The sequence below is a fragment of the Klebsiella sp. B345 genome (genome assembly GCF_051131735.1).
Lineage (GTDB): Bacteria > Pseudomonadota > Gammaproteobacteria > Enterobacterales > Enterobacteriaceae > Klebsiella.
Genome location: NZ_CP180443.1, coordinates 2,685,976 through 2,700,527, shown reverse-complemented (window position 1 = coordinate 2,700,527; position 14,552 = coordinate 2,685,976). Strand labels below are relative to the sequence as shown.

9 protein-coding genes are annotated in these 14,552 nt (G+C 57.0%); 6 read left to right on the top strand and 3 right to left on the bottom strand.

The window, feature by feature from the left end; all coding sequences use genetic code 11:
- Nucleotides 1–123 precede the first annotated feature (123 nt).
- From bcsG to bcsE, 3 genes are read right to left on the bottom strand one after another with little or no spacing between them, the layout of a single operon-like run.
- Complete coding sequence (gene bcsG / locus ACMYSO_RS12740; protein WP_434665051.1) at nucleotides 124–1,800, bottom strand: cellulose biosynthesis protein BcsG; 1,677 nt, start codon at nucleotides 1,798–1,800, stop codon at nucleotides 124–126.
- Nucleotides 1,797–1,994 (bottom strand): cellulose biosynthesis protein BcsF, encoded by a 198-nt coding sequence (bcsF, locus tag ACMYSO_RS12735; RefSeq protein WP_123757202.1) that lies wholly within the window; start codon nucleotides 1,992–1,994, stop codon nucleotides 1,797–1,799. The genes bcsG and bcsF overlap by 4 nt, the downstream gene beginning before the upstream one ends.
- The gene (gene bcsE / locus ACMYSO_RS12730; protein ID WP_434665049.1) at nucleotides 1,991–3,547 is read right to left on the bottom strand and encodes a cellulose biosynthesis protein BcsE; all 1,557 of its coding nucleotides are present in this window, start codon (nucleotides 3,545–3,547) and stop codon (nucleotides 1,991–1,993) included. Before bcsE ends, bcsF begins: the two co-directional genes overlap by 4 nt.
- Nucleotides 3,548–3,843: 296 nt before the next feature.
- On the opposite strand from bcsE, the gene bcsR reads away from it, so the two are divergent.
- From bcsR to bcsC, 6 genes are read left to right on the top strand one after another with little or no spacing between them, the layout of a single operon-like run.
- Nucleotides 3,844–4,032, top strand: a complete 189-nt coding sequence (gene bcsR / locus ACMYSO_RS12725) for a cellulose biosynthesis protein BcsR (protein WP_434582608.1) — start codon at nucleotides 3,844–3,846, stop codon at nucleotides 4,030–4,032.
- An 11-nt stretch (nucleotides 4,033–4,043) separates the two neighbouring features.
- Entirely contained in the window at nucleotides 4,044–4,781 is a 738-nt protein-coding gene (bcsQ, locus tag ACMYSO_RS12720; protein ID WP_434665047.1) for a cellulose biosynthesis protein BcsQ, read from the top strand.
- The gene (bcsA, locus tag ACMYSO_RS12715) at nucleotides 4,778–7,396 is read left to right on the top strand and encodes a UDP-forming cellulose synthase catalytic subunit (RefSeq protein ID WP_434665044.1); all 2,619 of its coding nucleotides are present in this window, start codon (nucleotides 4,778–4,780) and stop codon (nucleotides 7,394–7,396) included. The genes bcsQ and bcsA overlap by 4 nt, the downstream gene beginning before the upstream one ends.
- Before the next feature lie 10 nt (nucleotides 7,397–7,406).
- The gene (gene bcsB / locus ACMYSO_RS12710; protein ID WP_434665042.1) at nucleotides 7,407–9,800 is read left to right on the top strand and encodes a cellulose biosynthesis cyclic di-GMP-binding regulatory protein BcsB; all 2,394 of its coding nucleotides are present in this window, start codon (nucleotides 7,407–7,409) and stop codon (nucleotides 9,798–9,800) included.
- Between the two features lie 3 nt (nucleotides 9,801–9,803).
- Nucleotides 9,804–10,913 carry a cellulose synthase complex periplasmic endoglucanase BcsZ gene (gene bcsZ / locus ACMYSO_RS12705; RefSeq protein ID WP_434582612.1) on the top strand — a complete coding sequence of 370 codons (1,110 nt, stop codon included), beginning with the start codon at nucleotides 9,804–9,806 and terminating at the stop codon, nucleotides 10,911–10,913.
- Nucleotides 10,895–14,374 carry a cellulose synthase complex outer membrane protein BcsC gene (gene bcsC / locus ACMYSO_RS12700; RefSeq protein WP_434665040.1) on the top strand — a complete coding sequence of 1,160 codons (3,480 nt, stop codon included), beginning with the start codon at nucleotides 10,895–10,897 and terminating at the stop codon, nucleotides 14,372–14,374. Before bcsZ ends, bcsC begins: the two co-directional genes overlap by 19 nt.
- Nucleotides 14,375–14,552: the final 178 nt, after the last annotated feature.

The window sequence follows — 14,552 nt, the reverse complement described above, 5'->3', positions numbered from 1 at the left end:
GAAGGGAGCCCTGCAAAAGACGGTGAAGCGGCTGGAGAAAAGAGGGGGAAAAACTGGGTGGGCAAGACGTTACAGTGCAGCGAAAGCGCGGCCACAGGGTTTCCCCTGCGGCCGCGGGGCAGGTTATTGCGGGTACGGTACCCAGCTTCCGCCGTTCAGCTGAACGTACGGTTTACCCTGATACTGCATAACAATGGCGTTGGCGTTTTCTGACACCGGCGCGCTTTGCGGCAGGCCGGCGGTGTACTGCTGCCAGTCAACGTTGTCTTCGGTGAACATCTTGCCATCCAGCGCACGAACCACCAGTTCAGACACCGCGAGGTAGCTGCTCGGCTGGTCAATAATCACCGGAGCACCCTGGTGCGGTGCCTTCATGCCGAAGAATTTCACGGCCGTCGGCACGTTGGTGATCGACGGGCTTGGGATGTCGCGCAGGCCAGACACCTGCATTTTGTCACCCTTCAGCGCGCCGCCGTGTTCCGGAACCACCACAACCATGACTTTCCGGCCCGATTTTTCCAGCTCGGTAAAGAAGTTATCCAGCTCGTCGAACAGTTTCTGCGCACGTACTTTGTAGTCCGCCGTCTTGCTCTGACCTGGGAAGTGGTTGCCGTCGTGGAGCGGCAGAATGTTGTAGAAGGTGGCGCTCCGGGCCGCGTCGCCCTCTTTGTTTTCTTTCTCCAGCCAGCGGTTCAGGGTCGCTAAGTCGTCATACACCGGCGAACCGTCGAAAGCCTGCAGGCTGACCGGCAACCCGGTTTGATCCATCAGCGGGCTTTGCATGCCGCCTAAGCTACGCAGCTCTTTCAGGAAGTCGCCGAACAGACCGTTATGCCCGAGCATCAGCTGCTGGGTAAAGCCGAGTTTTGCCAGGTTTTCGAACAGGTAGCAGTCGCTGCCCGACGGTTGATACAGGTTCGAGTGTGACAGCTGACCGCAGCTGGCGCGCAGCAGACGTACCGCCGCCGGGCCACTGTAGGAGGTCGCCGAGTTGAAGTTCTTGAACACAATATCGAAATGCTTCCACAGCGGATGGTCCATCAGCCCTGCCGCTTCAATATCTGACCACGACAGTGAGCAAATATTGATCACCAGCAGGTCAAAGGGTTGAGCATCCGCCGGCAGTTGTTCCGGGAACGGCGTCTTGCGTTTCTGTTCCGCGGCATAGAAGGTGTTCAGCCAGTTGGTTAAATTGGCGGAGGTCGGTGGTTCGGTCTGCGCCGGAATATCGCCGTTGGCAGCCGTCGTGCTGGCGGCTGAAGCGGAGGTATTTGTGGTCCGCGCGGTCGTGGCTGCTGCGGTTGTCGGCTGGCCGGCGGGCCACAGCGTAAAGGCCGGGAGCAGCGGACTGATGGTCAGCCAGATCATGATGGCGGAAACCAGTACCGTGACGCGCAGCCACTGTCTGATGAACAGCCACAGCACCAGCAGCAGGAAGAAGGCGCCGACCATATTCCAGTTAATAAAGCGGGTCACCAGGTCCCAGAGGTAATCGGCGCTGAAGCCGGCCAGCTGTGAACCCTGGCTAAAGATACTTTCCGGTCCCGGCAGCCAGGTATCATGCCAGAACAGCCCGATGCCAATGGGAATGGCAACCCAATGGCGCAGGCGGTGGAGCTTGTACTTTGGCAGAGGAACCAGCAAAAAGGCGAGGAACACCAGGTTTAGCATCGGGTGAAAGTTAAGATACCCCGCCCAAAGCAGCGCAAACTTTACCAGAAAGTAAAAATTCCAACCGGCCAGGCCACGCCAGTACTGCCAGAGCGGAAGCGGCGTAGCGTTAGTTTTTTCATTCGTCATTTATTCAGTTTGCCTTGCTGAGTTGTTGCTTCCCGGCGTAAGACGCCAGCCGGTTTGACATAGCGGGGTTTAAAGAACATCAACCGTAAGGTGGTGCGAATACGGCGTTGGTAGTGGCGTGTCAGGTATCCCAACGGGAAAAAAAGCAGGGCGCATAGAACGACCAGCTGAATAATATCGCTGATGGACATCATGACGTTTTCTCCCTGTCAGTGGACAGACGATGCGGTTCAGGGAACCGTCGCCAGTGGCGTCCATCATGGGTGGCATTGATGGTGACGTTTTTCTCAACCGAGACCGGAAGCGGGGTATTCCATTGCGATGGATCGATTCCGCGCATCAGTAAAATTTCGGCGGTGATCTGCTTATCTTCGAACCAGACCATACGGTTAGAAAAGATATCGCCGGTGGGTAACGGGAAAATATGGTTTAACGCGGTGTCCAGGTCATTCACGCGACAAAACGACAGAAAAAGCACTAATCGGTTATTGCCGATGGTCATAATATCGCCCATGCGATTCGGACGACACAGCGTTAACGCCTGCTCGACACGCAGGCCTGGCGCTGGACGTAACGCCACCATCACGCCTTTACCGTCTTCAGGCAGCATGGTGTTCGTCATGATGTTGTGCACCGCCGTACAGAAATCGCCCCACTTCTGGAAACCGCGCAGATTGAGCGGCTGGCTCCAGCTCAGCAGGGTGTCAAACTCTTCTGGAATATGGCGGGTGAATTTCTGCTTCTGCACGCTTTCTATTAAGGTCAGGCAGCGGGAAAGTGGGGCGCTGGAAGGAATAACCATATTTGCGCCGCTGCTTAGCAGCAGTCGTTCATCGGTGGTGCGCAGGCTTGGGGTTTGCTCGCGCACGACAATTTTCAAGGCGCTGCCGCGCTGCTTACGCAAGATATGGATATAGCGGCCCAGCTGTTCGATCTGCTCGTTTTGAGTGACGGAAAACAGCAGGGTGGCCGCCTGAGATTTGCGTGCGGCGTTAAAGACGCCATCGTTGGTATCAAACAGCGTCCAGTATTCGGAAAGGGCTGGCGCGCCTTCCAGCACCCGGAGGTTGCTCAGTACCACCTTTTCATCGCTGCGCGGTTGCACCAGCGTCTCTTCGTTTTGCGCCAGATGCCAGCCGTCGTCACCGTGTAAAACCGTCAGCTGCTGCTGCGCGCTCATTCCCTTTTCACTGCCCCAGAATGCAATATCAAATAAAAAACTATCGCCCTGGTAGCGCAGGCTAGCCAGCCCGGAAAGCGAGCGGTATTCATTTAATAGGGGGGAAAGTTGCTTATCAACATTTTGACCGGAATTAAGCACTAACAATGAACAATGATGATATTTGGTCCACCGGTGTGATTTTTCAGCCCAAAGGCATAATTGTTCTTTTTTCATATTCTGCCAGGCATTTTCTGACGTCAGCAGAATAAAGAGGTAGTTGTCCGGATCGAGGCTACAAAGTAAATCGCGATGCAGTTCTTCCAGTCCTTCTGTACTATCCGGCATGGTGAACACAGCAATTTTTTCAGGACCACGGTGAGGATCGACTGAAATGATTTTACCTGGGGTATTACCCATCACGATAGCCGCAACTTTGCAGTCTTTATCTTGTGCCGCCAGCGTCTGATTGAGCAGGCTCACCGCATCTTCATAGCGATCGAGGTTAAGCCACCATACGCCACCCACGGGCATATGGCAGACCTCATCCCACAATGATGAAATACCCAAAGTATATACGTTTTCCACGGCGTCCCTCGTGAGAACTGATTTACACTAGAATAGTTTACTAGCGAAAGCGGCAGAGTAAACCTAACATTGAAATTAAAGGGTATCAGTTTTAGCATATATATCCCCTTCATCCTTCAAGTTGCCTGGGTGTTGGCTGCAACCGTTCACCCCAGTCACTTACTAGAGTAAGCTCCTGGGGATTTACGGCCTTGCCGCCTACAAGCAACTCGAATTATTTTGGGTATAGGTGATTTGAGATTGAGCCTTTTGTACCTCGGGTTTTATTTATGTTTTATTTGTGAATGGAAAGTGAAATGCCGGGAAAAGAGCCTGCAGTACCTTCTGATGCCACATTAGGCTATACCTTTCAAAATGATTTCCTGGCGCTAAGCCGGGCATTTTCTTTGCCTGAAATTGACTACCATGACATTTCCCGGCGCGAGCAGTTAGCCGCGGCGCTGAAACGCTGGCCACTCCTGGCTGAATTCGCAGAGAAAAAGTAAGGACGCTGCCGATGGCTATTCTAGGATTACAGGGTATACGCGGTGGCGTGGGCACCACGTCGATTACCGCCGCGCTGGCCTGGGCGCTACAGCTCCTTGGTGAAACGGTTCTGGTGGTCGATGCCAGCCCGGACAATATGCTGCGTTTTTTCTTTAACGTCGAGGCATCCCATCAGGATGGCTGGGCGCGTTCATTGCTTGACGGGCGTGACTGGCGTGATGCCGGTATTCGCTATACCTCGCATATTGATATTCTGCCGTTTGGTCAGCTCACCCCCGGTGAGAGAGAGCATGTCGATTCGCTCTATCCGACGCTGGAACCGATCGCCGACATCGTCGAAAAAATGGTGCAGCAGGGCGACCATCGCTGGGTGTTGTTGGATTTACCCGAGGGGTATTCTTCGCTGTCCAGCGCGTTGATTAGCGCCTGCGACCGCACGCTGGTGGTGGTACATCCCGATGGCAATTGCCATATTCGCTTGCACCAGCAGGCGCTCCCGGTCAACGGCGATGTGCTGATCAACGATCTGCGTGTTGGTAGCCAGCTGCAGGAGGATTTATACCAGCTGTGGCTGGAGAGCCAGCGCCGTATTCTGCCCATCACCATTCATCGTGATGAGGCGATGGCGGAGTGCCTGGCGGCGAAGCAGCCGCTCGGTGAATATCGCCAGGATTCCCTGGCTGCAGAAGAGATACTGACCCTTGCCAGCTGGTGTTTACTGCACTATTCCCGCGTGGAGGCACCATGATACGCCTGAGCGCCTTGTTGCTGGCGCCTCCGGTGGCGGAACGACTGAGCGAACGCTACCGTGATTATCGTCAGCACGGCGCCTCGTGGCTGTCTGCGGCGATGGGCTGCCTGTGGGCGTCAATCGTCTGGGCGCTGATGCCGCTGGAAACCCCACGCTGGCAGGCCATTCTGAATAACCATCGCGACTATTTCCCGCATATTAATCCCCATCGCCCGCGTCTGTTGGATCCGCTACGTTATCTGTTGCAGTCTCTGTGGCTGCTGGTGACGCGGGTTCCGGAACCTGAGAAAAAGGCAAACTGGCGGACCTTTGTCGCCCTCGAAGGCGTTCACGGGCGCTATACGCAATGGATGGAGACGCTCCCGGAACGGGTCAACACCCGTACCAGTCACCTGAATAAACAGAAAGAGCTGGCACACCTGAATCCGAAGCTGCGTAAGGCTATCCTCGGCGTGGTGGTGGTCTTCTCGCTGATACTGGCTCTGCTCTGTATCACGCAGCCGTTTAACCCGCTGTCGCAGTTTATCTTCCTGCTGCTGTTGTGGGGCGTGGCGCTGCTGGTACGCCGTATTCCGGGGCGTTTTTCCGCTCTGATGCTGATTGTCCTCTCACTGACCGTCTCCTGCCGTTATATCTGGTGGCGCTATACCTCGACGTTGAACTGGAACGATCCGGTCAGTCTGGTGTGCGGACTGGTACTGCTGTTTGCTGAAACCTATGCCTGGCTGGTGCTGGTGCTGGGCTATTTCCAGGTTGTCTGGCCGCTCAATCGCCAACCGGTGCCGCTGCCAAAAGATATGGCCGACTGGCCAACTGTGGATATCTTCGTGCCGACGTACAACGAAGACCTTAACGTGGTGAAAAACACCATCTATGCGTCGCAGGGTATCGACTGGCCGAAAGATAAGGTCAACATCTGGATCCTCGATGATGGTGGTCGTGAAGAGTTTCGTCAGTTCGCCAAAGATGTCGGGGTGCACTATATCGCCCGTACTACCCATGAACATGCGAAGGCCGGGAACATCAACAATGCCCTGAAATACGCCAAAGGCGAATTCGTCTCCATTTTTGACTGTGACCACGTACCGACGCGCTCCTTCCTGCAGATGACCATGGGCTGGTTCCTGAAGGAGAAAGAGCTGGCGATGATGCAGACACCGCACCACTTCTTCTCCCCGGACCCGTTTGAACGTAACCTCGGTCGATTCCGTAAAACGCCAAACGAAGGCACGCTGTTTTACGGTCTGGTGCAGGATGGTAACGATATGTGGGACGCCACCTTCTTCTGCGGCTCCTGTGCGGTGATTCGTCGCGGTCCACTGGATGAAATTGGCGGCATCGCCGTTGAGACGGTCACCGAAGATGCTCACACCTCCCTGCGTCTGCACCGTCGCGGTTACACTTCGGCCTATATGCGTATTCCACAGGCCGCCGGGCTGGCAACCGAAAGTTTGTCGGCGCATATCGGCCAGCGTATTCGCTGGGCGCGCGGGATGGTGCAGATCTTCCGTCTTGATAACCCGTTGTTTGGTAAGGGGCTGAAGTTCGCGCAGCGGATTTGTTATGTCAATGCGATGATGCACTTCCTGTCTGGTATTCCGCGGTTGATCTTCCTGATAGCCCCGCTGGCATTTCTCCTGCTGCACGCCTACATCATCTATGCCCCGGCATTGATGATCGCGCTGTTCGTCCTGCCGCATATGATTCACGCGAGCCTGACGAACTCGAAGATCCAGGGCAAATATCGCCACTCTTTCTGGAGTGAAATCTACGAAACCACGCTGGCCTGGTATATCGCGCCGCCGACCTTTGTCGCACTGATTAACCCACATAAAGGCAAGTTCAACGTGACGGCGAAGGGCGGACTGGTCGAAGACGAATATGTCGACTGGGTGATCTCGCGGCCCTATATCTACCTGGTTCTGCTGAACCTGGTGGGGGTTGCCGCGGGGATCTGGCGCCATTTCTACGGCCCGGAAAACGAAGTTCTCACCGTCTGGGTCAGTATTGTCTGGGTGTTCTACAACTTGATTATCCTCGGTGGCGCTGTGGCGGTATCGGTAGAGAGTAAGCAGGTTCGACGCTCGCACCGCGTGGAAATGAGTATGCCGGCAGCGATTGCTCGCGAAGATGGTCATCTGTTCTCCTGTACTGTTCATGACTATTCTGATGGCGGACTGGGGATCAAAATTCACGGTAAGGCGCAGGTGCTGGAAGGGCAGCAGGTGAAGCTGCTGCTGAAGCGCGGGCAACAGGAGTATGCCTTCCCGGTACGGGTCGCGCGCGTAAATGGCAGTGAGGTTGGTTTGCAGTTAATGCCGTTGACCAATCAACAACATATTGATTTTGTACAGTGTACGTTTGCCCGCGCTGATACGTGGGCGCTTTGGCAGGATAGCTTCCCGGAAGATAAACCGATGGAAAGCCTGCTGGATATCCTGAAACTGGGGTTCCGTGGATATCGTCACCTGGCGGAGTTCTCACCGCCGTCGGTGAAGGTTATTTTCCGCTCGCTCACCATGCTGGTTGCCTGGATAGTTTCGTTTGTTCCTCGCCGGCCTGAACGCGCCGCAGCGATACTCACTTCAGAACCAGAAATGGCTCAACAATGATGATAATGCGATGAAAAGAAAACTCTCTTTAATTTGTGCAGTAGCGGTGGGAATAGCTGGCTGGTATCCCTTAGCAACTTTTTCGGAACCCACGACCGCGATTGCGGCAGCCCCGACACCGGCGGCCCCTGCCGTTCCGGTAACGCCAGCAGCGCCGGCCGCTACGGCGACGGATCCGCTGGCAATCCCCGCGCCAGTTGTCGCTGACGGTCAACCGACGGCCACTGTGGTTGATCCTGCTGGCGCACCGGTGGTAGTGGAAAACGTGCCAAGCCGCGACGTGAAGCTGTCATTTGCCACTATCGCCCCGGCTCCGGGCAGCATGGTACTGCGCGGCGCGCACCCTGACGGTTCTGTTGAATTTGGCATGCGCAGTGATGAAGTGGTGACAAAAGCGGTGCTTAATCTCGACTACACGCCGTCGCCTTCGTTACTGCCGGTGCAGTCGCAGCTGAAGGTGTACCTCAACGATGAGCTGATGGGCGTCCTTCCGGTCACCAAAGAGCAGTTGGGTAAAAAAATCAACGCGCAGATCCCAATCGACCCGCTGTATATCACCGACTTTAACCGCGTGCGGCTGGAGTTTGTTGGCCATTATCGCGATGTCTGTGAAAACCCGGCCAGCAGCACGTTGTGGCTGGACGTCGGGCGTAACAGTAATCTCGATCTGACCTACCAGGCCCTGGCGGTGCGCAATGACCTGTCCCACTTCCCGGTCCCGTTCTACGATCCGCGTGACAACCGCCCGCTGACCCTGCCGATGGTCTTTGCCTCCTCGCCGGATGCGCAGCAGCAGCATGCGGCGGCGATTGTGGCCTCATGGTTTGGTAGCAAAACCGGCTGGCGTGGTCAGAACTTCCCGGTGCTGTTTAACCAGCTGCCGGAACGCAACGCCATCGTGTTTGCCACCAACGACAAGCGCCCGGACTTCCTGCGTGAGCATCCGCCGGTGAAGGCGCCGACCATCGAAATGATCGACCACCCGAATAACCCTTACGTCAAACTGCTGGTGGTCTTCGGGCGCGATGATAAAGACCTGCTGCTGGCGGCCAAGGGCATCGCCCAGGGCAATATTCTGTTCCGTGGCAGCAGCGTTGAAGTCGATGGCGTCAAACAGTTGCAGGAGCGTAAACCGTACGATGCGCCGAACTGGGTACGTACTGATCGTAAAGTGACCTTTGGCGAGCTGAAAACCTATGAGCAGCAGCTGCAGTCCAGCGGTCTGGTGCCGGACTCCATTAACGTGGCGTTGAATTTGCCGCCGGATCTCTATCTGCTGCGCGCCAACGGCATTGATATGAATCTGAACTATCGCTACACCATGCCGCCGATCAAAGACAGTTCGCGCATGGATGTCAGCCTCAACGACCAGTTCCTGCAATCGTTCAGCCTCAGCAGCACCCAGGAAGTGAGTAAACTGATATTGCGCCTGCCGGTGCTGCAAGGGCTGCTGGACGGCAAGTCAGAAATGACGATCCCGGCGCTGCGCCTGGGCGCGATGAACCAGCTGCGCTTTGATTTCCAGTACATGAACCCGATGCCGGGTGGCTCTATCGATAACTGTATTACCTTCCAGCCGGTGAGTAACCACGTGGTGATTGGTGATGACTCGACGATCGACTTCTCGAAGTATTACCACTTTATCGCGATGCCGGACCTGCGCGTCTTTGCCAACGCCGGCTTCCCGTATAGCCGGATGGCCGATCTCGCAGACACTCTGATCGTGGTACCAAAAGCCCCGACCGAGGGTCAGGTGGCGACGCTGCTGAGCTCTGTTGGTGGGATTGGCGCCCAGACGGGCCTCGCCGCGATCAACATGCAGGTTACCGATGATGGCAGCAAGATTAAGGACAAAGATGCCGATCTGCTGTTGATTGGCGCGATTCCAGCCGAGCTGAAAGACGAAAGTAAAATTAACCTGCTGGTCGAAGCGACCAAAAGCTGGGTGAAAATGCCGATGCGTCACTACGACCTGCCGAGCATTTACCCGGATGACGAAGCCAGAACGCCGAACACCCGTACGGATATCACCTCTTCCGGACCGATGGCGGCCATTATCAGCTTCCAGTCGCCGTACTATGATCAACGTAGCGTGATAGCGCTGCTGGCGGATAGTGCGCGTGGTAACGAACTGCTGAACGGCGCCCTGAACGATACCGGTAAGCGGGCGGCGATGTTTGGTTCCGCCGCGGTGATTCGTGAATCGGGCGTCAATAGCCTGCGCGTGGGCGATATTTACTATGTCGGCCACCTGCCGTGGTTTGAGCGCATCTGGTTTGCGCTGTCGAGCCATCCGGTGCTGCTGGCGATTCTGGCGGCCGTGAGTATCGTGCTGCTGGCGTGGGTGCTGTGGCGGATGCTGCGTATTGTCAGCCGTCGTCGCCTCCATCTTGATGACGAGTAAACCATGATGAAAGCAGTACGTGGAGCAATCATGTCGGTGTTAATGCTGGCGGCGGCGCAGGTGAATGCCGCTTGCCAGTGGCCGGCCTGGGATCAGTTTAAGAAGGATTTCGTGACCGCCGAAGGACGGGTGGTTGATCCCAGCGATGCCCGGAAAATAACGACCTCTGAAGGGCAAAGCTATGCGCTGTTCTTTGCGCTGGCGGCCAACGATCGTAAGAGCTTCGATACGCTCTTTCAGTGGACGCAGAACAACCTGGCAGAGGGCGACCTGCGTGCGCATCTGCCGGGCTGGCTGTGGGGTAAGAAAAGCGAGGAGCAGTGGACGTTACTGGACAGCAACTCGGCCTCTGACTCCGATTTATGGATAGCCTGGTCGCTACTGGAGGCAGGGCGTTTGTGGCAGGTGCCGCAGTACACGGAAGTGGGCAAGGCGCTGCTGTCCCGTATCGCCGATGAAGAAGTGGTGGAGGTACCAGGGCTGGGCCCGATGGTGCTGCCGGGAAAAGTCGGCTTTGCTGACGATAAAGGCTGGCGCTTTAACCCCAGCTATCTTCCGCCACAGCTGGCCAGCTACTTTGCCCGTTTTGACGCCCCGTGGCCGGCGCTGCGCGACAGCAACTTACGTTTGCTGCTGGAGACGGCGCCGAAAGGTTTCTCCCCTGACTGGGTGCGTTATGAAAAAGGCAAAGGCTGGCAGCTGAAAGCCGACAAACCGATTATTGGCAGCTATGACGCGATTCGGGTCTATTTATGGGCCGGGATGCTGGATGACGGCGATAAACAGAAAGCACAGCTGCTGTCCCGCTTTGCGCCGATGGAAGCTCAGACGATTCACCTCGGCGTACCGCCGGAAAAAGTGAATATTGCTACCGGGAAAACCACCGGCAACGGCCCGGTTGGCTTCTCGGCGTCGCTGCTGCCGTTCCTGCAAAATGATGACATCCGGGCCGTGCAACGCCAACGCGTCGCAGACCACTATCCCGGTGCAGATGCCTACTATAATGCGGTCCTGACTCTTTTTGGCCAGGGATGGGATCAACATCGTTTTCGCTTCTCTGTGGAAGGCGAATTACGACCTGACTGGAACAAGGAATGCGCAAGTTCAGACTAAATGTTATCACGCTGTCGTTGGGCATCGTGCTGCTGCCAGCGGTACAGGCGGCGATAACGCCCGCCCAGGAACATCTGCTGGAGCAGGTCCGGCTGGGTGAAGCGAGCCATCGTGAAGATCTGGTGAAGCAATCCTTATACCGGCTGGAGCTGATTGACCCGAATAATCCCGCCTATGTGGCTGCGCACATGCGTTATCTGTTGCGTCAGGGCGACACCCCCGGCGCGAAAAAACAGCTCGAAAAATTAGCGAAGGTGGCCCCGGACTCCGCGGAGCTGAAATCATCGCGTAGCGAGATGAGCCTTAGCACCAGTGACGGGCGTCAGGAGCTACAGCAAGCCCGCCTGCTAGGGGTATCAGGGCGGGTGGAAGAGGGCATTGCCGCTTTTGACAAATTGTTCGGCGGCGTGCCGCCCGATCAATCACTGGCGATCGAATACTGGGCGTTGGTGGCACGGCTTCCGGCCCGTCATACAGAAGCGGTCGCGCAGTTGAAAAAACTGGATGCCAGCGCGCCTGGCAACCCCGATCTTCAGGCCGTGCTCGCCAAACAGATGTTTGCCGACAACAAGCCGGCGGAAGGGTTTGCCTATTTAGAGCAGATGTCGCGCTCGGCCGCCGGTCGCGGTACCGCGGCGGATATGTGGCTCAGCGAAATCAAGGACATGCCGGTCAGCAAGGGCAGCGTACAGGAGCTGCAGCGTTTTCTGACGCTGTTCGAAACCGGCGAATCGGCAGCAAATGCCCGGGTACTGCTGGCTCAGCAGCAGGCACAGCTCCAGGATCCGACGTTCCGCGAACGATCCGAAGGGCTGGCGGCGGTGAAAAACGACAACCCGGCGCAGGCCATTGCCAGTTTACAACAGGCCGTCCGGGCCGATGCCAGGGACAGCGACGCGGTGGGGGCGCTGGGTCAGGCCTATTCGCAGCGTGGTGACAGAGCCCGGGCCGTCGCACAGCTTAACAAAGCGATCGCGATGGATCCCAAAAGTCCGAGTCGCGATAAATGGGACAGCCTGCTCCAGACCAACCGCTACTGGCTGTTGATCAAGCAGGGCGATAACGCGCTGAAAGCCGGGCAACTGGATCAGGCGCAAAACGCCTATGCACAGGCGCAGCGGGTAGACAATACCGATAGCTATGCGGTTCTTGGACTCGGCGATGTAGCGGCAGCGCGCAAAGATACGGCCGCGGCGGAGCGCTATTATCAGCGCACCCTGCGGATGGATCGCGGTAACAGCCTGGCGGTCCGCGGACTGGCTAACCTCTATCGAACCGAATCGCCGGAAAAAGCCAGCGCCTATATTGCCACGCTGTCGCCGAGCCAGCGCCGCAGCATCGACGATATTGAACGCAGCCTGGCCAATGAACGGTTAGAAAAACAAGCCGAAGCCCTGGAGAGCAAAGGGAACTGGGCGCAGGCGGCGGAAGTTCAGCGCCGACGTCTGGCGCTTGACCCGGACAGCGTGTGGATCACCTACCGCCTGTCTCGCGATCTAGTCAGCGCAGGCCAGCAGACGGAAGCCGATACGCTGATGCGCGATATGGTCAACCGTAAACCTGGCGATGCCGACCGCGTCTATGCCTACGGACTCTATTTATCCGGTAATAATCAGGATGACAGGGCGCTGGCGCAGATTAACGCGCTGCCGCAGAGTCAATGGACGGATAATATCCGGGAGCTGGATGCGCGTCTGCAAAGTGACAAAGTGATTCGCCAGGCCAACCAGCTGCGTGATAGCGGCCAGGAAGCGCAGGCAATTGCCCTGATCAAACAGCAACCGCCGCTGGTCCGTTACGATCTGACCTTGGCGGACTGGGCGCAGCAGCGTGGCGACAACCAGACGGCGATCGCCCGCTACAATGATGCCCTGGGTAAAGAGCCGGACAACGGCGATGCGCGTCTGGGGCTGGCGGAAGTGTATCTTGCCGAGGGCGATAAAAATGCCGCTCGCGCGCAGGTCAGCAAGCTGAAGGACGACGAAACCGACTCCCTCAATATGCAGCGGCGGATTGCCCTGGCAACGGCCGGATTTGGTGATACCGCCCAGGCGCAGCAGATTTTTGAGCGCATTATCCCGCAGGCGAAATCCCAGCCGCCGTCGATGGACAGTGCGTTGGTGCTGCGTGATGCGGCCCGTTTCCAGACGGAAAACGGCGAACCGCAGCAGGCACTGGAAAGTTACAAAGATGCGATGGTGGCCGCGGGCGTGACGCCTGTCCGCCCGCAGGATAACGACACCTTTACCCGCTTAACTCGCAACGACAGCAGCGATGACTGGCTGAAACGTGGGGTTCGCAGCGACGCTGCCGATCTCTATCGTCAGCAGGATCTCAACGTGACCCTGGAGCATGACTATTGGGGCTCCAGCGGTACCGGCGGCTATTCCGATTTGAAAGCGCACACCACCATGTTGCACGTGGATGCGCCGCTTGCCGACGGGCGAATGTTCTTCCGTACCGACCTCGTCAATATGGACGCCGGGAGTTTCTCCACTAACAGCGACGGCAGCTACTCGCCGAGCTGGGGGACCTGTGGCGAAATTGCCTGTACCAGCGGCAGTAAGAACCAGAGCGACGGCGGGGCCAGTATTGCGGTGGGCTGGAAGAACGATACCTGGAGCGGCGATATTGGCACCACGCCGATGGGCTTTAACGTCGTCGATGTCGTGGGTGGACTGAGCTACAGCAACGACCTCGGGCCGATCGGCTATACCGTCAATATGCATCGTCGACCGATTTCCAGCTCGCTGTTGGCCTTTGGCGGACAGAAAGACAGCAGCAGCCATACCGGGACAACCTGGGGCGGCGTGCGTGCTGACGGCGGTGGCGTTAGCCTGAGCTACGACAAAGGTGAAGCCAACGGAGTCTGGTCTTCGCTGGGCGTCGATCAGCTCACGGGCAAAAATGTCGAGGATAACTGGCGCGTGCGCTGGATGACCGGCTATTACTATAAAGTTATCAATGAAGACAATCGCCGCGTCACGGTAGGCCTGAACAATATGCTCTGGCACTACGACAAGGACCTGAGCGGTTATACCCTGGGGCAAGGCGGTTACTACAGTCCGCAGGAGTATATCTCGTTCGCGGTGCCGGTGACCTGGCGTCAGCGTACGGAAAACTGGTCATGGGAGCTGGGTGGTTCAGTCTCGTGGTCGCATTCACGGACCAAAACCCAGGCGCGCTATCCGTTGTTGAATTTGATCCCCTCAGAATACCGTGCTGACGCCAGTCAGCTGACGGAAGAAGGCAGCAGCAGCCAGGGCTTTGGTTATACCGCCCGGGCGTTGGTTGAGCGTCGGGTCACCGGAAACTGGTTTGTCGGCGCGGCGGTGGATATCCAGCAGGCGAAAGATTATACCCCGAGCCATGCGTTACTCTACGTCCGCTACTCGGCGGCCGGCTGGCAGGGCGATATGGACATGCCGCCGCAGCCGCTTGTTCCCTATGCTGACTGGTAACAGATTCGCCTGAATTACGCTTTCGGACGTCACTCCACCCGTCCGTTCGCGTATACTCGTCACACTTCGTCCGTCTTCGGCTACGTGGGGTGTTCGTTCCCCCGGCGGCGCTACGCTGACCGGGCTACAGGCTGGCGGGCGTAAACCAACAATTTGAGTATATAATCAGCCTGAAAAA

Coding starts and splice junctions, on each gene's coding strand:
- bcsG (WP_434665051.1), bottom strand. CDS start 1,800: ATGACGAATGAAAAAACTAACGCTACGCCGCTTCCGCTCTGGCAGTAC.
- bcsF (WP_123757202.1), bottom strand. CDS start 1,994: ATGATGTCCATCAGCGATATTATTCAGCTGGTCGTTCTATGCGCCCTG.
- bcsR (WP_434582608.1), top strand. CDS start 3,844: ATGCCGGGAAAAGAGCCTGCAGTACCTTCTGATGCCACATTAGGCTAT.
- bcsQ (WP_434665047.1), top strand. CDS start 4,044: ATGGCTATTCTAGGATTACAGGGTATACGCGGTGGCGTGGGCACCACG.
- bcsA (WP_434665044.1), top strand. CDS start 4,778: ATGATACGCCTGAGCGCCTTGTTGCTGGCGCCTCCGGTGGCGGAACGA.
- bcsB (WP_434665042.1), top strand. CDS start 7,407: ATGAAAAGAAAACTCTCTTTAATTTGTGCAGTAGCGGTGGGAATAGCT.
- bcsZ (WP_434582612.1), top strand. CDS start 9,804: ATGATGAAAGCAGTACGTGGAGCAATCATGTCGGTGTTAATGCTGGCG.
- bcsC (WP_434665040.1), top strand. CDS start 10,895: ATGCGCAAGTTCAGACTAAATGTTATCACGCTGTCGTTGGGCATCGTG.